The sequence below is a fragment of the Pseudoflavonifractor phocaeensis genome (assembly GCF_038439875.1).
Classification (GTDB): domain Bacteria; phylum Bacillota; class Clostridia; order Oscillospirales; family Oscillospiraceae; genus Vermiculatibacterium.
The window spans coordinates 1-18,119 of record NZ_JBCDMT010000004.1; the positions used below are offsets into that span (position 1 = coordinate 1).

The 18,119-nt window shown below is 57.8% G+C and carries 21 protein-coding genes and 1 tRNA gene; 21 read left to right on the forward strand and 1 reads right to left on the reverse strand.

Annotated elements, in window-relative coordinates:
• Nucleotides 1–24: 24 nt before the first annotated feature.
• Nucleotides 25–453 carry a hypothetical protein gene (locus tag AAEU42_RS07150; protein ID WP_342232855.1) on the forward strand — a complete coding sequence of 143 codons (429 nt, stop codon included), beginning with the start codon at nt 25–27 and terminating at the stop codon, nt 451–453.
• 290 nt (nt 454–743) lie between these two features.
• Nucleotides 744–816 (forward strand) — tRNA-Tyr (locus tag AAEU42_RS07155).
• A gap of 658 nt (nt 817–1,474) precedes the next feature.
• Here the strand turns inward: AAEU42_RS07155 and AAEU42_RS07160 are convergent.
• Nucleotides 1,475–1,657 (reverse strand): DUF2589 domain-containing protein, encoded by a 183-nt coding sequence (locus tag AAEU42_RS07160; protein ID WP_342232856.1) that lies wholly within the window; start codon nt 1,655–1,657, stop codon nt 1,475–1,477.
• A gap of 271 nt (nt 1,658–1,928) precedes the next feature.
• On the opposite strand from AAEU42_RS07160, the gene AAEU42_RS07165 reads away from it, so the two are divergent.
• The 19 genes from AAEU42_RS07165 (at nt 1,929) to AAEU42_RS07255 (ending at nt 18,114) form a co-directional block, all read left to right on the forward strand.
• Nucleotides 1,929–2,327, forward strand: coding sequence for a transposase (locus AAEU42_RS07165; RefSeq protein ID WP_342232857.1), 399 nt, complete (start codon nt 1,929–1,931; stop codon nt 2,325–2,327).
• Complete coding sequence (locus tag AAEU42_RS07170; RefSeq protein WP_342232858.1) at nt 2,305–3,531, forward strand: PBSX family phage terminase large subunit; 1,227 nt, start codon at nt 2,305–2,307, stop codon at nt 3,529–3,531. The genes AAEU42_RS07165 and AAEU42_RS07170 overlap by 23 nt, the downstream gene beginning before the upstream one ends.
• 13 nt (nt 3,532–3,544) lie before the next feature.
• A complete protein-coding gene (locus tag AAEU42_RS07175) occupies nt 3,545–5,056 on the forward strand; it encodes a phage portal protein (RefSeq protein ID WP_342232859.1) in 1,512 nt (503 codons plus the stop codon).
• Nucleotides 5,053–6,561: a minor capsid protein gene (locus AAEU42_RS07180; RefSeq protein WP_342232860.1), complete on the forward strand. Its 1,509-nt coding sequence runs from the start codon at nt 5,053–5,055 to the stop codon at nt 6,559–6,561. The genes AAEU42_RS07175 and AAEU42_RS07180 overlap by 4 nt, the downstream gene beginning before the upstream one ends.
• Before the next feature lie 359 nt (nt 6,562–6,920).
• Nucleotides 6,921–7,529, forward strand: coding sequence for a phage scaffolding protein (locus AAEU42_RS07185; protein WP_342232861.1), 609 nt, complete (start codon nt 6,921–6,923; stop codon nt 7,527–7,529).
• Between the two features lie 15 nt (nt 7,530–7,544).
• The gene (locus AAEU42_RS07190; RefSeq protein WP_342232862.1) at nt 7,545–8,663 is read left to right on the forward strand and encodes a phage coat protein; all 1,119 of its coding nucleotides are present in this window, start codon (nt 7,545–7,547) and stop codon (nt 8,661–8,663) included.
• 15 nt (nt 8,664–8,678) lie between these two features.
• The gene (locus AAEU42_RS07195) at nt 8,679–9,059 is read left to right on the forward strand and encodes a head-tail connector protein (RefSeq protein ID WP_342232863.1); all 381 of its coding nucleotides are present in this window, start codon (nt 8,679–8,681) and stop codon (nt 9,057–9,059) included.
• Nucleotides 9,053–9,409 (forward strand): hypothetical protein, encoded by a 357-nt coding sequence (locus tag AAEU42_RS07200; RefSeq protein WP_342232864.1) that lies wholly within the window; start codon nt 9,053–9,055, stop codon nt 9,407–9,409. The genes AAEU42_RS07195 and AAEU42_RS07200 overlap by 7 nt, the downstream gene beginning before the upstream one ends.
• Nucleotides 9,409–9,978: an HK97 gp10 family phage protein gene (locus tag AAEU42_RS07205; RefSeq protein WP_342232865.1), complete on the forward strand. Its 570-nt coding sequence runs from the start codon at nt 9,409–9,411 to the stop codon at nt 9,976–9,978. Before AAEU42_RS07200 ends, AAEU42_RS07205 begins: the two co-directional genes overlap by 1 nt.
• The gene (locus AAEU42_RS07210; RefSeq protein WP_342232866.1) at nt 9,968–10,384 is read left to right on the forward strand and encodes a phage tail terminator family protein; all 417 of its coding nucleotides are present in this window, start codon (nt 9,968–9,970) and stop codon (nt 10,382–10,384) included. The genes AAEU42_RS07205 and AAEU42_RS07210 overlap by 11 nt, the downstream gene beginning before the upstream one ends.
• 121 nt (nt 10,385–10,505) lie before the next feature.
• Entirely contained in the window at nt 10,506–10,718 is a 213-nt protein-coding gene (locus AAEU42_RS07215) for a hypothetical protein (protein WP_342232867.1), read from the forward strand.
• 1 nt (nt 10,719) lies between these two features.
• The gene (locus tag AAEU42_RS07220) at nt 10,720–12,039 is read left to right on the forward strand and encodes a phage tail sheath family protein (protein ID WP_342232868.1); all 1,320 of its coding nucleotides are present in this window, start codon (nt 10,720–10,722) and stop codon (nt 12,037–12,039) included.
• 15 nt (nt 12,040–12,054) lie between these two features.
• Entirely contained in the window at nt 12,055–12,528 is a 474-nt protein-coding gene (locus AAEU42_RS07225) for a phage tail tube protein (RefSeq protein WP_342232869.1), read from the forward strand.
• Nucleotides 12,529–12,540: 12 nt separating this feature from the next.
• Nucleotides 12,541–12,963, forward strand: coding sequence for a phage tail assembly chaperone (locus tag AAEU42_RS07230; protein WP_342232870.1), 423 nt, complete (start codon nt 12,541–12,543; stop codon nt 12,961–12,963).
• A gap of 235 nt (nt 12,964–13,198) precedes the next feature.
• Nucleotides 13,199–13,552 (forward strand): hypothetical protein, encoded by a 354-nt coding sequence (locus tag AAEU42_RS07235; RefSeq protein ID WP_342232871.1) that lies wholly within the window; start codon nt 13,199–13,201, stop codon nt 13,550–13,552.
• A gap of 62 nt (nt 13,553–13,614) precedes the next feature.
• On the forward strand, nt 13,615–14,484 hold the full coding sequence (locus AAEU42_RS07240) for a copper amine oxidase N-terminal domain-containing protein (RefSeq protein WP_342232872.1): 870 nt from the start codon (nt 13,615–13,617) through the stop codon (nt 14,482–14,484).
• An 88-nt stretch (nt 14,485–14,572) separates the two neighbouring features.
• Entirely contained in the window at nt 14,573–15,241 is a 669-nt protein-coding gene (locus AAEU42_RS07245) for a hypothetical protein (RefSeq protein ID WP_342232873.1), read from the forward strand.
• 84 nt (nt 15,242–15,325) lie between these two features.
• Entirely contained in the window at nt 15,326–17,449 is a 2,124-nt protein-coding gene (locus tag AAEU42_RS07250) for a phage tail tape measure protein (RefSeq protein ID WP_342232874.1), read from the forward strand.
• The gene (locus AAEU42_RS07255; protein ID WP_342232875.1) at nt 17,449–18,114 is read left to right on the forward strand and encodes a LysM peptidoglycan-binding domain-containing protein; all 666 of its coding nucleotides are present in this window, start codon (nt 17,449–17,451) and stop codon (nt 18,112–18,114) included. Before AAEU42_RS07250 ends, AAEU42_RS07255 begins: the two co-directional genes overlap by 1 nt.
• Nucleotides 18,115–18,119: the final 5 nt, after the last annotated feature.

Genomic DNA, 18,119 nt, shown 5'->3' on the forward strand with positions numbered 1-18,119 from the left:
CCTTGAGGACGTTTTGGGGGAAGTATGAGAGACTTCCATCGCAAGAGCTGTGAAATCAGCAGGGATGTGTACTATCAAGTCAAGGGGATATTGATGGGATATGACCGGCTGAAGAAAGAGAAGCTCGATTTGCTATACGGGACCCAGTACGTGATAAGCGGAATGCCTCACGGTAGCGGTGTTGGGGATCCGACTGCATCCAAGGCCGAGAAACTCGCTGTCATTGATGAACGCCTGAAGGGGATAGACCAGGCCGCCGTACTTATGCGCGGGGAACGCGGAGAACGTGTATATGAGAGCTTTGACCCTATAAAAGCCTACTGGAGCTACGATTACTTTAACTGCCAGCACAAGCGGACAAAAGAGAGCCCTAACGGCCCATGCCGCCGGACTTGGAATAATTATAAAGATCGGTTCAGTACAGCTATTGCGCAAAATCTAAAAATATTTTGATCAGTTGCACTTTGGGGCAAAAACTCCGGTGTATATTGATAGCATGGCAAAGGCTTAAGGCATGGGCCTGTTGCCATCGCAGCAGTCGCCCGGCACCGTGGCGGCATGAGTAACGGGCGCCTCCTTTCCTACCTGCCCGGCGGGGTGCCAGCCTCGTCGGGCCCCATGCCCAGGCTGTCCGCATGAGGACGGCAGGGGCCGTTTCCGTTTCCTTCACCCGAAAGGGGGAGGGGCCACGGCAAGCAGGAAAAGCCGTTGAGCCTGCAACGTACCCCGAAGAGGGGTATATGCCCTTGTAGCTCAGTAGGGAGAGCGGCCCCAGTATCGGGGCAAAGGTCGCCGGTTCGAGTCCGGCCAAGGGAAACACGAGAAGTCCGGGACGATACCGGACGGCGGGCTATGGTGCGTGGTCTGCCGCACAACAAGTATCGCTCCAAAGGCCACGGAGCTGACACCCCGGAAAGACGGGGGCATGCGGATAGCGGGACAGATGGAGATGTCGGCCATAGACCTAGGCTCCTATGGCAGAAGTCGGTTCGATTCCGGCGCTATCCACCAAATGCCAAAGCTGACAGCGTACAGGGGTACTCAAGCGTGGGTGTCCCGTCAGCGGGCCCCTGCTCCATGGGAACTGGAGGGGATGACCTCGTTCCACAAACCAGAGGTGACAGCCGGGAGAGACCGGCTATATGTCACTCTTGGCCGCATGAGGCTGATGGTGGCACTAATGATTTGAGAGGTGACGCAAGGCGGGGTATTCTCCCGCCGCCTCTCAGATTCAACGAGAACCCCTGCGATAGTGGGGGCCTAAAAAAGACCGCCGGGGGATGGGGTTTATGCTTAGAATTATTTGCAACTATTTTCGAATGTGTTGTTGCAAACATGAGTTTGAACTTTTGGCCGAAGTCGAAACGCATGGATTCTTTGGCACAAGCCATCACCAGACTTATCGTTGTAAGAGGTGCGGATTCGTCCAGCGTGTGAGACTCTAGCATCGGTGCATGATAATGCCGCCGGGGGATCAGTCCTCCGGCGGTGCTTGCTCTTTGTCTGGATCTGGAGTAGTACAGGTCGGTGCGCCAACAGCACTGATAAAATCAAAAGTAGCCTTAGCGGTTTCGGCTTGGGCTTTGACGGCGGCGTTCAGTGGAGCGCTGATAAGAGAGTCCATGGGCAGACCGCTGAATTGGTCACTGATTGGCATAACACATTCCTCCTTGTGAGGTTATTCTATACGTTTTAGGCGGGGCTGTCCAGAGATGGGCGGCTCTTTTTAATGGGAGGGAAAGGTTTATGTGGATGTTCGTTTCGGTGGTAGCAATCACGCTCTTAACTGTGTCCGTGTGCGCCGAGGAGGGGAAGTTCAAAAAGAACCTGGCTAGGGCGGCGTGGATTGCGCTAGCTCTCCAATGGGGCTTGTGGATTTTCTGTCCGTAGGAAAACAGTAAATAGCTTTTCGTGGAGGTGGTGAGGGTATGGCAAAAGGCAAATATGAATACTGGCTGACAACTGACGGCCTCACCCTCCTGGAGGGTTGGGCAAGGGACGGGCTGACAGATGAACAGATTGCGTCCAACATGGGCATTGTGTCCTCGACCCTTTACACATGGAAGAAAGACCACGAGGAGATTTCGGAGGCCCTAAAAAAGGGGAAAGAGGTCGTAGACTACGAAGTTGAGAATGCTTTGCTGAAAAAGGCCATGAGCGGGGACATTACAGCGGCTATTTTCTGGTTGAAGAACCGGCGCTCAAACAAGTGGAGGGACAAGCCTGTACAGGATAGCTGGGGGACAAAGAGCAACAATCTCCTTAACGCCGTGCAGCAGAGCGTGGGGGAGGACGTAGACACGGATGAACTACCAGAAGTTCAGTAAGCGGCAGCTCCTTGCGTTGACGTGGTGGAACCGGCCCAGGTTTAGGAACCGGGACGCCATCATCTGCGACGGCTCCGTGCGGTCAGGCAAGACACTGTGCATGGCGGTGGGGTTCATACTCTGGTCGCTCTCCGCATTCAACGGGGAAAAGTTCGCCATCTGCGGAAAGACCATTGAATCCCTGCGGCGGAACGTGATCGTCAATCTTCCCCTCTGGCTGGAAGGGCTGGCCCAGGTGACGGAGAGCCGCAGTGAGAACAAGGTGACCGTGACCATCGACGGGCGGACGAATACCTACTACCTCTTCGGTGGGCGGGATGAATCCAGTTATGCTCTGATCCAGGGCATGACCTTGGCGGGGGTGCTGCTGGACGAGGTGGCCTTGATGCCGAAGTCCTTCGTGGAACAAGCTCTGGCCCGGTGCTCTGTGGCCGGATCAAAGTTCTGGTTTAACTGCAATCCAGAGGGGCCGGAACATTGGTTTAAGAAGGAGTGGGTGGACAAGAAAGCGGAACATAACGCCCTGCACCTGCACTTCACCATGGCGGACAATCCGTCCCTGCCGATCGAGATAAAAACCCGCTATGAGTCCATATACTCCGGGGTGTTCTACCAGCGCTATATTCTTGGAGAATGGCGGGTGGCGGAAGGGCTGGTCTACACCATGTTCAATAAGGACTTCCACGTGGTCTCCAATATCCCAAGGCCCTACGAGAAGTATTATATCTCCTGCGACTATGGCACCCTGAATCCCACCAGCGCCGGCCTCTGGGGGCTGGCAGATGGGAGGTGGTACCGGGTGCGGGAGTATTACTACGACGCCCGTAAGGCGGGGAGGAGCCTTACGGATGAGGAGCATTATTCCGCGCTAGAGGATCTGGCCGGGGACGTTCCTGTTTCCTCCGTCATCGTAGACCCGTCGGCGGCCTCCTTCATTGAAGTGATTCGGCGGCATGGCCGGTTCCGGGTGGAGAAGGCGTCCAACAGCGTCATTGACGGTATTCGTGATGTGGCAACACACCTGCAGATGGGGGACCTGTTTATCTGCGAGGGGTGCAAGGACTGCATCCGGGAGTTTGGTCTATACCGATGGGACGAAAAAGCGGCTGGGGACAAGCCGATCAAGGCGGACGACCACGCCATGGACGATCTGCGATACTTTGTTCACACCGTGTTTGCGCCACCCAGGTTCAGCTTTGAGTAAAGGAGATGATTGTGTGCCGGTGATTACTGAGACGGAGCGGGTGAAGGAAATCATTGCCCATGGAGGCGGGGCGGGGCTGACGGAGCTGGAGTTCTTTGCCCGTGAAATCTGTGCGTGGAAAGATTCGGATGTCCGTAGGGACCAGCAGCTTGGGGAACGCTACTATGCAGGGGAACAGGACATTCTGAGCCGCAAGCGGACCGTTATCGGACCCGGCGGCACCCTGGAGGCGGTGGAGAACCTGCCCAACAACCGGGTGGTGGATAATCAATATGCCAAACTGGTAGACCAGAAAGCCAATTATCTGCTGGGCAAGCCCTTTACGGTGGACTGCAAAAGTGAGGGATACGCCGCCAAGCTGAAGAAAATATTTGACTGGCGCTTCCGGCGGCTCCTGAAACAGGTTGGAACCGATGCTCTCAATGGAGCGGTGGGGTGGCTGTGCCCTTACTATGGTCCAGACGGGGGGTTCCGCTTCAAACGGTTTCCGCCCTGGCAGGTCTTGCCTTTCTGGGCTGACGATGAGCACACGGAACTGGACTGTGCGGTGAGGCTCTATGAACAGGAGATATGGGAGGGCTTTGCCAAGCGGACGGTGGAGCGGGTGGAGCTGTACATGCCCGACGGCCTGCACCGCTTTCTCCTCTCAGGCAGCATGCTTATCCCAGATGTGGAGCTGGGGGAGTATGAGCCCTACATTACGGCGGTCCCCAAGGGGCGGGACGGCAAGCTGGACCCGGCCAAAGCCCAAGGCTACACATGGGGGAGGGTCCCTCTGATCCCCTGGCGGTATAACGACCGGGAGATCCCTTTGCTCCGCCGGGTGAAAAGCCTCCAAGACGGCATCAACGCCATCCTTTCCAACTTTCAGAATAACATGGAGGAGGACGCCCGGAACACGGTCCTGGTGCTGGAGAACTACGACGGCCAGGATCTTGGGGAGTTCCGGCGCAACCTCGCTACCTTCGGCGCCGTGAAGGTGCGGAGCGTGGAGGGAAGCCGCGGCGACGTTCGGACGCTGGAGATCACGGTGGGCGCCGACAATTACAAGGCCATCCTGGAGCTCTTCAAGAAGGCTCTCATTGAGAACGCGCGGGGGTATGACGCCAAAGACGACCGGTTGTCCGGCAACCCAAACCAGATGAATATTCAATCCATGTACTCCGATATCGACCTGGACGCCAACGGTATGGAAACAGAGTTTCAGGCATCCTTCCAAGATCTGCTGTGGTTCGTGAGCCGGTACCTCCTCCAGACGGGACAGGGGGACTTTACCGGCGAGGAAGTGTCGGTTGTTTTTAACCGAGATATCCTCATTAACGAGGGGGAGGCCATCGACAACTGCGCTAAGTCGGTTGGCATGCTGTCGGAGGAAACCGTCGTGGAACAGCACCCCTGGACAGTGGATAAGAAGAAAGAATTGGAACGTATCAAAAAAGAGGAGGCGGAGCGGAGTGCTGAGGCCGGCGAATATGCCGGGGCCTTCCGGCATCCCGGCGGTGACAGCGGCGGTGATGAGCCGTGAAAGAGCCGGACTACTGGCGGGAGCGGGCCGCGATCCTGGAGGAAGCCGCACACCGGCAGGGGGAGGAACTGGCCCGGACCGCCGAGCGGGAGTTCCGGGCGGCATCCCGGCGGCTCCAGGACGAGATCGAGCGCTGGTACGTACGGGTGGCCCGGAACAATGGCGTAAGCCTAGTGGAGGCCCGCCGCCTGCTGAATGTCAGGGAGCTGGAGGAGTTTCGCTGGTCTGTGGAAGAGTATATCAAACGCGGAGAGGAGAACGGCCTGGACGGGCGGTGGGTGCGGCAGCTGGAGAACGCCAGCGCCCGGGTCCACATTTCCCGCCTGGAGGCGCTGGAGCTCCAACTCCAGCAGGAGATCGAACTGCTCTACGGGGGACAGCTGGACGACCTGGACGGGGTTCTCCGTGGGGTCTACTCCGAGAGTTACTACCACACTGCTTTTGAGATCCAGCGGGGGGTTCGACTAGGATGGGACCTTCAGAGCTTGGACAAGCGGCGGCTGGATGCGGTGCTCTCCAAGCCCTGGACCACCGATGGGAGAACCTTCCGGGACCGCTGCTGGACCAACAAGGAAGCTCTCGTGCGCCAGGTCCAGACTTCACTGGTCCAGGGTTTCATCCGGGGGGACGGCGCAGACCGCATGACAGGGGAGATCGCCAAGCAGATGGGGGTGTCCGCGGGAAAGGCCGCCCGGCTGGTGATGACCGAGACCGCCTACTTTTCTGCCCGGAGCCAGCAGGACTGCTTCAAAGAACTGGGGGTAGAACAGTTCGAAGTGGTGGAGACGCTGGACAGCCATACCTGTGATATCTGCCAAGGGCTGGACGGGAAGGTCCTGCCCATGTCGGCCTATGAGCCGGGCGTGACCGCACCGCCCTTCCATCCCTGGTGCCGGGGGTGCACCGCACCCTGGTTCCCGGATAATTTTGGGGAACGGGCCGCCCGGGACCATGATGGGGAGACCTACTATGTACCTGCCGAGATAAAGTACTCGGAGTGGAAACGGGGCTTCGTGGACGGCGGGGGCAAGGCCGGATTGACGGCGGCAGCGGCCGGGCCTATAATAAAGCTGTCCTTTGACGAGGAAAGCGCCTTAAAAGAGTATATCAGCAGTGGGGCTTACAAGGTGAACCCGCAGCTGAGGAAGGGGCTTCCTCTTACCAATGAGCTGAATAAGCTGGTATTTGATTTGGACGCCGCCCTGGAGAAACTGCCTGTTTATAGAGGAAAAATCTACAGGTCACTGTCTGTTTTTGATATGGAGGACGTTGAAGCATTTCTGGCGAGCTACCGGCCGGGCACAATCAAAGGCTTTCCGGCCTATACTTCCGCAGGGACGGTCGTTTATGACAATAGTTTCCCGCTTCAGTACATCATAGAAAGCAAGGCAGGACGGGATCTGCGCAATTATAATCCGGGTGAAATGGAGATTTTGTTCCCGCGGGGGACAAAATTCCGAGTAACTCGAGTTGATGGGCGCACAATTTACATGGAGGAAGTCTAATGGACAGTCGTTTTTCAGTCCCTTACAGCCATCCACGTTGGTGGAGCGAGGGGACGTACATCCCCGCCTGCTTTGAGTGCGCACATTTTCGAGGCGCGATAAAGGGCAAAATCGTCTGTTTGGCATTCCCGGACGGCATACCACCTGAATTGGGGAGGAAAGGCGTGATCCACGACAAGCCCTACCCCGGAGACCACGGAATACAGTTTGAACAATACGTTGAAGAGCCGCTTGACTGAAAGGTCCAGCGGTTTTTTCATACCCATTTTTGATTACCGCCTGCCCGGCGGACAACAAATCGGGCGCCGCGGTACCGGGACTGGCCGGAGAAAAAGGACAGCGGCAGAAAGGAGAACATCATGTTGGAATGGCTGAAGACGATCCTGGGCGAGGGCTACTCGGAAGAAATCGATAAGAAGGTGTCTGAGGAGATCGGCAAGGGCTTTGTGGCCCGGACCGACTTCAACGCCGCCAAGGCCGAGCTGAAGACCGCCAGGGAGACTATCACCGAGCGGGACGGCCAACTGGAGGAGCTGAAGAAGTCCGGCGGTGACGTGGAGGCCCTCCGAGCCCAGATCGCCAACCTCCAGAAGGAGAACAAGCAGAAGGACGAGGAGCATGCCAATGCCCTGAAGGAACTGCGCCGGGATGCGGCGGTGGAGAAGGCCCTGACCGGGGCCGGGGCCAAGAATCTGACGGCGGCCCGGGCTCTGTTGGCGGCCTTTCTGGAAGAAGCGGAGGTGGGGGAGGACGGCACGGTCCCCGGCCTGGAGGAGGAGCTGGAGAAGCTGGCCGGGGCTGAGGACACTGCCTTTCTCTTCGCACCCAAGGAAACAGGACCGTCCCTGGCCGGGGCCAAGCCCGCGCCCGGTCCTGGCAAGCTGCCCACGGCGGGCAATGATCCGAGCAAGATGAACTACACCGAGCTGTGCGCCTATATGGAACAGCATCCGGGCGCAGAAATTTAAAAGGAGAGATAACAGATGGCTGAGTACAATCAGACGAAATTCGACAGCAAAAGCTTTAACCCTGTTGCCTTTGGCAAGTACGTGGAGCGCATTCCCGCCACCAAGCGGAATGAGCTGATCAAGTCCCGTGCCCTCCGCGGCAACCAGCAAATCAGGGACGCCTTTTCCAGCCAGACCGGCACCGCCTATGCCACTATCCCTATGACCGGGCGGATTGGCGGCACACCCCTGAACTACGACGGCAAGACCGACATCACCGCCCAGACCACCACGACCTATGAGCGGGGCGTGGTGGTGGTCGGCAGGGCGCAGAGCTGGACCGAACTGGACTTCTCCACGGACATCACCGGCGGCGTGGACTTTATGGACAATGTGGCGGCCCAGGTGGCGGAGTATTGGGATGCTATGGATCAGGAGACCCTTCTTCATATCCTCAACGGCATCTTCGCCATGACCGGGGCCAAGAATTTGGAGTTCGTAAACGGGCACACCCTGGACATTACCGGCAAGACCGGAGAGGACAAGGACGGAAATCCTCTTGCGAACGCGGGCGCGGCCACCCTGAATACCGCCATCCAGAAGGCGGCGGGGGACAACAAAGCCAAGTTTACCATTGCGATCATGCACTCTGTGGTGGCGACCAACCTGGAGAACCTGAATCTGCTGGCCTACTTGAAGCAGACCGACGCCAACGGCGTACAGCGCGACCTGGGCCTCGCCACCTGGAACGGCAGAGTGGTCATCATCGACGATTCCATGCCCGTTGAGCACGTCGACGAGGTGCCCGCCGCCGGAGACACCCCCGCTGTGCCTGCCTACGACAAGTACACCACCTATATCTTCGGCGACGGGGCTTTCGATTATGAGAATATCGGGGCCAAGGTCCCCTATGAGATGTCCCGGGATCCCAAGGCAAACGGTGGTCAGGACACGCTCTATTCCCGCCAGCGGAAAGTTTTCGCTCCCTACGGTATTTCCTGGACTCGGAAGAGTCAGGTCAGCCTGTCCCCCACGGACGTCGAGCTGGAGAATGGGGCCAACTGGACGCTGGTCCACAACGGCGAGAGTGGGGCGAAGGCGGAGTACATCGACCACAAAGCCATCCCCATCGCCCGCATCATCTCCAAGGGGTAAAAGGGGGCGCCCGGTATGCGTGAGGACGTAGTTGGTTTTCTGACTGGCCTGGGGGTTGTGGTCCCGGAAACGGACGCTGTTTTGGATTTCGTGATCCAGGGGGTCGAGGAGACCATACGGAACGATACCAACCAGCAGGGAATCCCCGACGGGTTGAAGCCCGCCGCCGTCTACATGGCCGCGGGCCAATACCTGCTCTTGATGAAAGGGGCGGGTAAGCTGGAGGGCTTCGATCTGGACGCCGCGGTAAAGCAGATCCAGGAGGGGGACACCAGCGTGACCTACGCCATGGGGGAGGGCAGCCAGACCCCGGAACAGCGGATGGACGATTTGCTGAACTGGCTGACGGGGTACGGCCGGGAGCAGTTTTCGAGGTATCGGAGGCTGGTATGGTAGATACGGGAAAAGCTCTGCGGAGCCTCTGGGAGGACCGCTGTACCCTCATTGCACGGGAGGCGGTCACCGACCCGGACACCCATCTGACAGGCTACTGTGAGGCGGTGCGGTTCAAAAACGAGCCGTGCCGCCTCTCCTTTGGAACCCTGCCCACAGCTGCGGGGGAACCTTTGGCGGCGGTGGGGCAGACGGTGAAGGTTTTCCTGGATCCGGCGCTGGAGATCCCACCCGGTTCCAAGCTCACCATTACCCACAAGGGCCGCACGGAGGAATATACGCAGAGCGGCAAGGCCGCCGTCTACTCCGCCCATCAGGAAATTCCCGTGGAGCTCTTTGGGGGGTGGGCCTGATGGCCCGTTGGGGAAAATGCGACTACCGGCAGATCAAGGCATTGCAGAAGCGGTTGGAGAGGCTTGCGGCAAAGGACTTTGACGCCTTCTGCCGGTCGGCGGCCCGGGAGCTGGCGGCCCGGCTTCTCGCCAAGGTTATCAAGCGGACACCGGTTGGGGAGACACAGAAGCACCCGGAGAAGGGGCCCGACGGAAAGACGAGGATGGTGACCGACCACATGGGCGGGACCCTCCGCCGGGGGTGGACGGCCAAGTCTGAGGCTGAGGCCCAGAGCGGAGGCGGAAAGACCGGGGCGGAATACGCCAGGAGCCTCCCTATCAGCAGGCGGGGCGGCTGTTATCAAATTGAGATCGTCAACCCGGTCCAATACGCCAGCTACGTGGAGTTCGGCCACCGTCAGACGCCGGGACGGTATGTTCCGGCCATCGGCAAGAGCCTGAAGCTGGCTTGGGTCAAAGGCCGGTTTATGCTGACCATTTCCGAACAGGAGATGCAGGCTATGGCGCCTGGCTTACTGGAAAAGAAACTGACAGCATTTTTAGAGGAGTGTTTCAGCGATGGAGGATAGTGTTATCCAGGCCGTATCCACGGCGCTGCATGCCGCCTTTGGGGACGACTACCGATACTACCGGGATCCAGTACAGCAGGGAGCAAGCCTTCCCTGCTTTTTCATTGCCCCGCTGGAACCCGTTTTCCACCCCTTGCTGGGGGCAAGGAGCCGGCTGGACGTTCCCATGGACGTGCACTACTTCGCTTCGCAGGAAGGGGATTATGGGGAGCTGTCCCGCATGGCAGGACGGCTGCCCGCTGTGCTGGAGGTGGTGGAACTGCCCGGCGGACCCGTGCGTGGCCGGGAAATGCGCTGGCACATCGAGGAAGGGGTGCTCCACTTCTTCGTGACTTATACGGTTTTCCTGATCCGCCAGGAGGAGGAGACTGATATGGGGGAGATTGCCGTGGAGACCAATATTTAGGGGCCCCCGCACGGCGCGAGCGCGCCGGGTGGGGAGAGGAAGAGCAAGGAAGCGGCGTGAACCCTGCCCGCAAGGGCGGGGCGAACAGAGCGGACTTTGCGACGACGAAAAGGAGGCATATATGGCAGAGAAGAAAACGAAGCCCGGGGCCAAAGCGGAAAAGCCCACTGCCCCTGCGCCCGATCCCAGGTTCAGCGTGGAGAAGCTGACGGGATTCCAGCGGTATAGGGGGCGGAGCGACCTGCTCCCTGCCCTGCTGGGCAAGAAGAAAAAGTATACGGTGGCGGAGGCTGACGCAGCCATCGAACGGTTTATGAAAGGAAGAGTGAACTGATATGGCCCTTGGAGGCGGTATTTTTCAGACCCAGAACAAGACCCTGCCCGGCAGCTACCTCAACTTTGTGAGCGCGGCTCGGGCTTCTGCCACCCTCTCCGACCGGGGCGTGGCGACTATGCCCCTGCCCCTGGACTGGGGACCGGAGGGGAAAATCGTGAGCATCACGGCCAGGGAGTTCCAGAAGGACAGTCTGAAGCTGCTGGGCTACCCCTACAACCACGAGAAGCTGAAGGGGCTGCGTGACCTCTTTCAGAACATCACGGAGGCCCATCTCTTCCGGCTGAACGCCGGCGGCACGGCGGCCTCCAACGACTACGCCGCGGCCCGGTGGCCCGGTACCCGGGGCAACGCCCTCAAGCTGGTCATCGAGGCCGGGGAGGGCAGCACCGAGAGTGAGTCTGTCTATGATGTGTCCACCTGGTTGGACGAAACCCTGGTGGAGACACAGAAGGGCATCAAGACTGCCGCCGATCTGGCGGACAACGACTTCGTCATCTTCAAGAAGGACGCGGCGCTTGCGCTCACCGCTGGAAAGCCTCTGACCGGGGGCACAGACGGGCAGGTGCAGGACGGAGCCTATCAGACCTATCTGGACAAGGTGGAGGCGTACAGCTTCAACGTCCTGGGCTGCCCCGCAACCAGCGAGGCTGTGAAGGGTCTGATGGCGAACTTCACCAAGCGGCTGCGGGACGAGTGCGGCGTCAAATTCCAGTGCGTCCTGTTCCGCTACAACAAGGCGGACTACGAGGGCGTCATCAGCGTGGAGAACGGCCTGGAGGGATCTAAGGACGACCCCAGCGCCGTCTACTGGACCACCGGGTCCGAGGCGGGGTGCCCAGTGAACAAGAGCCGGACCAACGCCAAGTACGATGGAGAGTTCGCCATCGACACCGACTATACCCAGGCCCAGCTGGAGGACGGCCTGAAAGCGGGCAAGCTGCTGTTCCATCGGGTGGGGGACGAGGTGCGGCTGCTGGAGGATGTGAACACATTTGTGTCCGCCACCGACAGCAAGAGCGCAGACTTTTCCAGCAACCAGACTGTGCGGGTGCTGGACCAGATCGGCAACGACATCGCCGTGCTTTTCAACACCAAGTATCTGGGCCAGGTGCCCAACGACAACGCCGGGCGCATCAGCCTGTGGGCCGACATTGTGAAGCACCACCAGGAGCTCCAGACCCTCCGGGCCATCCAGAATTTCACCAGCGAGAATGTGACGGTGGAGGCGGGCGGTACCAAGAAGGCGGTGGTGGTCACCGACCACGTGGAGCCGGTGAGCGCCATGGCCCAGCTGTACATGACCATCATCGTAGAATAAAAGGGAGGGGACGACATGAGCGACAACGTGATGCAGGCCCGCGATGCGATTTCCGGGTCTCTGGCCCAGTGCTTTGTGACCATTGAGGGGAACCGCTACAATTTTATGCAGGCCATCAATCTGGAGGCCACTTTTGAGAAGAACAAGACCGAGGTGCCCATTCTGGGCCGGACCGGCAAGGGCAACAAGGCCACCGGCTGGAAGGGGACCGGCTCCGCCACTTTCCACTTCAATACCAGCATCTTCCGCAAGCTGGCTCTGCGCTATCAGCAGACCGGTGAGGATGTCTACTTCGATATCCAGATCACCAACGAGGACCCCACCTCCAGCGTGGGCCTTCAGACCGTCATCCTGCGGGACTGCAACCTGGACAGCACCATCCTCGCCAAGTTCGACGCCGACGCCGACTACCTGGATGAGGATATGGATTTCACATTTGAGGGCTTTGAGATGCCGCAGGCATTTAATGAGCTTTCCGGCATGAAATAAGGAGGATATCATATGGGTCTGAGCGCATTTCTGGCGCAGAACGCCGTCAAGATCGAAAACGTGAAGTTTGCGGCCTCTTCCCGCTTTGTGGAGGAGGGCAAACCGGTGGAATGGGAGATCCGCTGCATCTCCAGCACCGAGGACGAGACCCTGCGGAAGGACAGCACCAAGCGGGTACCCGTTCCCGGTAAGCGGGGGGCTTTCACCCAGGAGACCGACTATAACCTGTACCTAGGGCGGCTGGCGGTGGCCTGCACCGTGTTCCCCAACCTCAATGACAAGGAGCTCCAGGACAGCTACGGCGTCATGGGGGCCGACGTGCTCTTGAAGACCATGCTGACCCCCGGCGAATACGCCAACTACCTGGCAAAGGTGCAGGAGGTCTGCGGCTACGACAAGACCCTTCAGGATGAGGTGGATGAAGTAAAAAACTGATTCGTGAAGGCGATAGTGAGACCTCCATCGCCTACTATTGCCTTCACGAACTCCACAAGTGGCCCCATGAGTATTTCTCCCTGCCCAGAGAAGAGCGGGCGGCGGTCATCGCCTTTCTGGAGCAGCGGACCGAACAGGAGAAGAAGCGGCGCAAGGATCTCGGCCGGAAAAGGAAAAGATAGTTGAACCCCGCCTCCTTTTATTGTATGATGTTGGTAAAAGGAGGCGGGACACTATGGGAGCGAAAAACCGGGTGATTGCCGGGGACTACATGGGAAAAAACGTCATTAAGGCCCTCAACTCTGTGATGATCTCTATCGGTTTGAAGGAAAAGGCCATTGAGCTTGACAAGTATTCTGTTGTTGCATATGAGGTGATAACCGAAGAACAACGCAAGAGCGCGGCCAGCGGCGTGGCCCGTGGGTTGGTCGGCGGGGCGCTGCTTGGTCCGGTAGGAATGTTAGCGGGAGGAATCAGCGCTAAAAACAAAGGTATTTATCAGGTTGCCTTGCAGTTTAAGGATGGAAAAAAGAGCCTGATTGAAGTTGACGAGAAGCTGTATAAGACGCTGGTGGCGAAGATGTTCTAGGGGAAACCGAAAAGACGATGGAGACGCCACTTAGCAATGTGGCGTCAGGAAGAGAGGGTAGAATGATGAAAAAGTACATGCAGATATTGTCGCTTGCGCTTGCACTTTCGCTTGCGTTATCCACTACTTGTTTTGCGGCGGAGGACGTCTCAGTTAACGTTGCGGTAGATGGAGTTGTCCTAGAGGATAAGGGGATTGCCATTGAAGGCAGAACTTTGGTTCCTGTGCGGGGAATTTGTGAGGCGTTGGGCGCGGATGTCTTTTGGAATGGTGAAGAACAGTCTGTTACAGTAGCTAAAATGATCTATACGATCTCGTCCTCTGGAGAATACGATGTAGAATACCGAGACATAAAGATGGTAATCGGACAGACGGAAGTGCGGGTAAATGGATTGATCTACACTCCGCTGGATGTGGGGCCGCAAATCATCGATGGAAAAACAATGGTCCCGGCTAGAGCGGTCAGCGAGTGGCTGGGAGCGACCGTGAATTGGAATGGCGAAACTGGAACTGTCGAGATAGAACGGGCCCTGAATGGCAGCTTTGCGGAGGCCCGGATCTATCGAGCCGAGGTTGAGTTGGCGGAACGAAACGCGATTGATGCGGCCTTGGGGAACAGCACCATTGTAGCAGTTCCATCCACATGGATCTCTGAGGATCAACTAAATTCTAAAGCAAATCTGGGCCTGATTGACTACATCGCCAGCCGTCCGAAAGGTTTTTATGAAACCGGGATGTTTACCGGCACTGAGGTTCTTTATGAGGTTTCCGATTTCCCGGAGGGGTTTAGAAACGGGGATGGCGAGGGCGTGTTTAGCAATATCCGTATGAAGTTAGAAGAAGGAACACTATATTTTAGCCAAGATGATTTGATTGTTGCAGGGCTGCTTTCAGAGCCGTTGGAATTTACATATGTCTTGGTTGAAAGGTAAGGGGCCTAAGAAGTTTTCTGGAAGCGGAAAGGGCAGTTGAATCCTGATCCCTTCTATAGTGTGACATTGGTAAAAGGAGGCGGGGTCAATGGGGTGGAATATTTTGGGGGGCTTCTTGGTTTTTGCCGGCGCTGCAATGGGTATTGCTAGTTTTCAATCGGGCGACGTTGTTGAGGGGGTCATTGTGGCGGTTGTTCTTGCTGCCCTTGGCGTTTTCGTGATTTATAGACATACAGGAAACGGGTGGGTTAAAGCGCAAGAGAAAAAAGAAAAAGCGGAAGCAGCGAAGCGAGAAAAGGAAGAGAAAAAACGGATGGCGGCGGAAAGAGAGAGAATTTCGGTTTCCGGCCTGTCCCATATCGACGGACTTCCTTTGGCGCAGGGCACGCCTTGTACCGCGCTCCGAAAAGAGGAGATGCTGGAGATTGAAGGCGGCGGAGCCGTATTTCGAGTAGAGCTGAACAGGTTGACCGACATATCCGTAAAAACGGATGTGGAGATTCAGCACGCTTATACAAGCAGCGCCGGAGGCGCTGTCGCTGGCGCAATGCTGTTCGGGGCTTTGGGTGCCATGATTGGGGGACGGACCAAGAAGAAAGAATCCAGAACCTTCGAGTACTATTTGATTATTACATATTTGAAGGATGGGGAAGTTAGCTACATCTCTTTTCGCGCGCCAGACTACCGCAGAACGGAACGTTTTGTAGCATTGTTCCAGGGAAATCAGAACAAAGGCGAGACAATAGTAGATTTATAACAGACCATTGAAAGAGACAAACAGCCATCCCCGCTTTGGCGGGGGTGGTTTTCTTATGCCCAAAATCCGAAAGAAGGTGAACCTATGGCGACTATCCAGGCCGCTATTGCCCTATATGATGGGGTGACCGGCCCTCTCCAGCATATGACCAGTGCGATGAATATCGTCCTGAGCAGCTTCGAGGCCATGCAGGCGGCTTGCGGCCGGGCGATGGACGTGTCCGCCATCCAGCAGGCCCGGGAGGAGCTGGTACAGGTGGAGACGGCGCTGGACGACATTGAGGGAAATATCCGGCAGGCCCGAGACATGCAGCTGGATTTCAATGCCGCCATCCGAGGCGGGGGAACCGACGCCGGGGGCTTGGAAAAGAAGCTCCGCGGCGTGGTGGGCGCCTTCGCCGGGTTCCTGTCTGTGCGGAGCGCGGTGGGGTGGATCAAGGAATCTCTGGAGCTCTCCGATGTGCAGCGGAACACAGAGCGGCAGCTGGCCGTGGTCTTGAAAAACGTGGGCGGAACCCAGGAGGCCTTCGAGGCGCTGAAAACTACTGCATCCAGCATCCAGGGCTACTCCCTATACGGAGACGAGGCCATGCTGGGTGGTGCGGCCGAATTTGCCACCTATATCAAGGACCCGGGGGCTATCCAGGCTATGATGGGGACCCTGGCCGACTACGCCGCCGGCATGAGCGGGGGCGGCGAGATTGACACCAAGACCATGGTGGACTATGCCACCCAGCTGGGCAAGGTCCTCAACGGGACCTATGACGGTATCACCAAGAAGGGTTTTGAGCTCACGGACGCCCAGAAGGAAATTATCGAGAACGGGACGGACATGGAGAAGGCCCTGGTGGTGAGTGACGTCATCGCGGAATCTTGGGATGGACTGGCTGAGGCTATGGCGAACACTCCAGACGGGCAGATCATCCAATTCAAAAACCGCTGGGGAGACATACGGGAGGAGATCGGCGACCGTCTCTACCCTGCGGTGCTTCGGTTTTTCCAGACGCTCAACAACAATCTGCCTCAGGCCCAGGGCGTGATGTCCAGATTGGCGGACGCCGCCGGCATGCTGCTGGTGGTGCTGGGCGGGCTGATTGCTTCCGCTTCGGCAGTGGCGGGTTTTTTTGTAGATAACTGGTCCTGGATTGAGCCTATCATCTGGGGAATTGTGGGGGCGTTGATGGCCTACAACGCTGTCAACCTCGTTGCGAATGGCATCATAGCCGCACAAGCGTTTCAAGATAAATTGGCGGCAATAGATAAAGCTAAAAAAGCCGCTGCTGCCTCTGGAGCGACTGCTGCTACTTTTTCTGAAACCGCAGCACAGTACGGACTCAACGCAGCGCTCTATGCCTGCCCCCTGACCTGGATCATCCTGCTTATCATCGCCCTTGTGGCGGTTTTCTACGCGGCCGTTGCGGCGGTGAACCACTTTGCGGGGACCAGCATCAGCGCCACCGGCCTGATCGCTGGGGCCTTCATGACGGCCCTGGCGTTTGTCGGAAATCTCTTTGTGGGCCTCTTCAACCTGATGACTGATGTGTTCGTGCTGATCAACAACCTGATCGCGGAGGTGGCGAACTTTATCGGAAACGTGTTTATAGACCCGGTGGGGTCGGTGGCCCGGCTTTTCTTTGGGCTGGCCGACACGGTGTTGGGCATCCTGGGGGCCCTGGCCTCCGCCATTGATGCGGTTTTCGGCTCTGACCTGGGCAGTTCAGTCCAGGGATGGCGGGACAATCTGGGTACATGGGTGGATGACACCTTCGGTAAGGGCCAGGAGGTCATGGAGAGGCTGGACCCCAACGACATGCACCTGGGCCGCTTTGAGTACGGAAAAGCCTTCGACATAGGCTATCAATTTGGAGAGGGCATCGAGGACAAGGTGGGCAGCCTCTTCCGTTTTGACGCTCTGGATACCGATAATTTCGGCAGCCTGATGGACGGTATCTACGGCAACACCGGGGAGATTGCGGGAAATACAGCGGCGTCAAAGGACGCTTTGGAGATCTCCGAGGAGGATTTAAGGTACCTCCGGGACATTGCCGAACGGGAGGCCATCAACCGCTATACCACGGCCCAGATCACCGTGGAGCAGCACAACGAAAACCATATTGACCGGGACACTGACCTGGATGGCATCATGGAAGCTTGGACCGCCGACTTTGCCGAGAAGCTGGATGTCTCCGCCGAGGGGGTGCATGTTTAATGCCCTATGAGTTCACTATGGACGGAGTGCTGCTGCCGGTGACGCCCAGTACGCTGAAAATCAAGGTCAAGAACCAGAACAGCACCATGACGCTCATCAATGAGGGAGAGATCAATCTGCTGAAAAGCCCCGGCCTCACAGAGATCCAGTTTGAGGCTCTGTTCCCCAGGACCCGCTATCCCTTTGTCTCCGGGGAGTTGAAAGAGCCTTCATACTATATGGGTTTTCTGGCGCGGCTGAAGGCCGAGCGGCGGCACTTCCCCTTTGTGGTGGCGCGCCATCAGCCCGACGGGACCATTCTGGATGATACTAATCTGGACGTATCTCTGGAGGACTACGAGGTGTCGGAGGACGCCAAGAAGTACGGGTTGGACATTGCGGTGACCATCAAGCTCAAACAATACCGGCCATATGGGACCAAGATGGTGGTATTGGAGCGGGAGCCGGACGGGAGCCAGACGGCGACGGTCTCCGCACCCAGAGACGCCTCCACTGCGCCCGCACCAAGGACCTATACGGTGCAGAAGGGGGACTGTCTCTGGAACATCGCCAAGAAGTGCCTGGGGGACGGGGAACGGTGGAGTGAAGTCGCCAAACTTAACGCCGACAAGATAGTCAACCCCAACAAGATTTATCCGGGCCAGGTGCTTACCCTGCCCACATAAGGAGG

Bases quoted from the DNA above. Each gene is read 5' to 3' on its own strand.
- AAEU42_RS07150 (WP_342232855.1), top strand. From the start codon at position 25: ATGAGAGACTTCCATCGCAAGAGCTGTGAAATCAGCAGGGATGTGTAC.
- AAEU42_RS07160 (WP_342232856.1), bottom strand. From the start codon at position 1,657: ATGCCAATCAGTGACCAATTCAGCGGTCTGCCCATGGACTCTCTTATC.
- AAEU42_RS07165 (WP_342232857.1), top strand. From the start codon at position 1,929: ATGGCAAAAGGCAAATATGAATACTGGCTGACAACTGACGGCCTCACC.
- AAEU42_RS07170 (WP_342232858.1), top strand. From the start codon at position 2,305: ATGAACTACCAGAAGTTCAGTAAGCGGCAGCTCCTTGCGTTGACGTGG.
- AAEU42_RS07185 (WP_342232861.1), top strand. From the start codon at position 6,921: ATGTTGGAATGGCTGAAGACGATCCTGGGCGAGGGCTACTCGGAAGAA.
- AAEU42_RS07190 (WP_342232862.1), top strand. From the start codon at position 7,545: ATGGCTGAGTACAATCAGACGAAATTCGACAGCAAAAGCTTTAACCCT.
- AAEU42_RS07195 (WP_342232863.1), top strand. From the start codon at position 8,679: ATGCGTGAGGACGTAGTTGGTTTTCTGACTGGCCTGGGGGTTGTGGTC.
- AAEU42_RS07200 (WP_342232864.1), top strand. From the start codon at position 9,053: ATGGTAGATACGGGAAAAGCTCTGCGGAGCCTCTGGGAGGACCGCTGT.
- AAEU42_RS07205 (WP_342232865.1), top strand. From the start codon at position 9,409: ATGGCCCGTTGGGGAAAATGCGACTACCGGCAGATCAAGGCATTGCAG.
- AAEU42_RS07210 (WP_342232866.1), top strand. From the start codon at position 9,968: ATGGAGGATAGTGTTATCCAGGCCGTATCCACGGCGCTGCATGCCGCC.
- AAEU42_RS07215 (WP_342232867.1), top strand. From the start codon at position 10,506: ATGGCAGAGAAGAAAACGAAGCCCGGGGCCAAAGCGGAAAAGCCCACT.
- AAEU42_RS07220 (WP_342232868.1), top strand. From the start codon at position 10,720: ATGGCCCTTGGAGGCGGTATTTTTCAGACCCAGAACAAGACCCTGCCC.
- AAEU42_RS07225 (WP_342232869.1), top strand. From the start codon at position 12,055: ATGAGCGACAACGTGATGCAGGCCCGCGATGCGATTTCCGGGTCTCTG.
- AAEU42_RS07230 (WP_342232870.1), top strand. From the start codon at position 12,541: ATGGGTCTGAGCGCATTTCTGGCGCAGAACGCCGTCAAGATCGAAAAC.
- AAEU42_RS07235 (WP_342232871.1), top strand. From the start codon at position 13,199: ATGGGAGCGAAAAACCGGGTGATTGCCGGGGACTACATGGGAAAAAAC.
- AAEU42_RS07240 (WP_342232872.1), top strand. From the start codon at position 13,615: ATGATGAAAAAGTACATGCAGATATTGTCGCTTGCGCTTGCACTTTCG.
- AAEU42_RS07245 (WP_342232873.1), top strand. From the start codon at position 14,573: ATGGGGTGGAATATTTTGGGGGGCTTCTTGGTTTTTGCCGGCGCTGCA.
- AAEU42_RS07250 (WP_342232874.1), top strand. From the start codon at position 15,326: ATGGCGACTATCCAGGCCGCTATTGCCCTATATGATGGGGTGACCGGC.
- AAEU42_RS07255 (WP_342232875.1), top strand. From the start codon at position 17,449: ATGCCCTATGAGTTCACTATGGACGGAGTGCTGCTGCCGGTGACGCCC.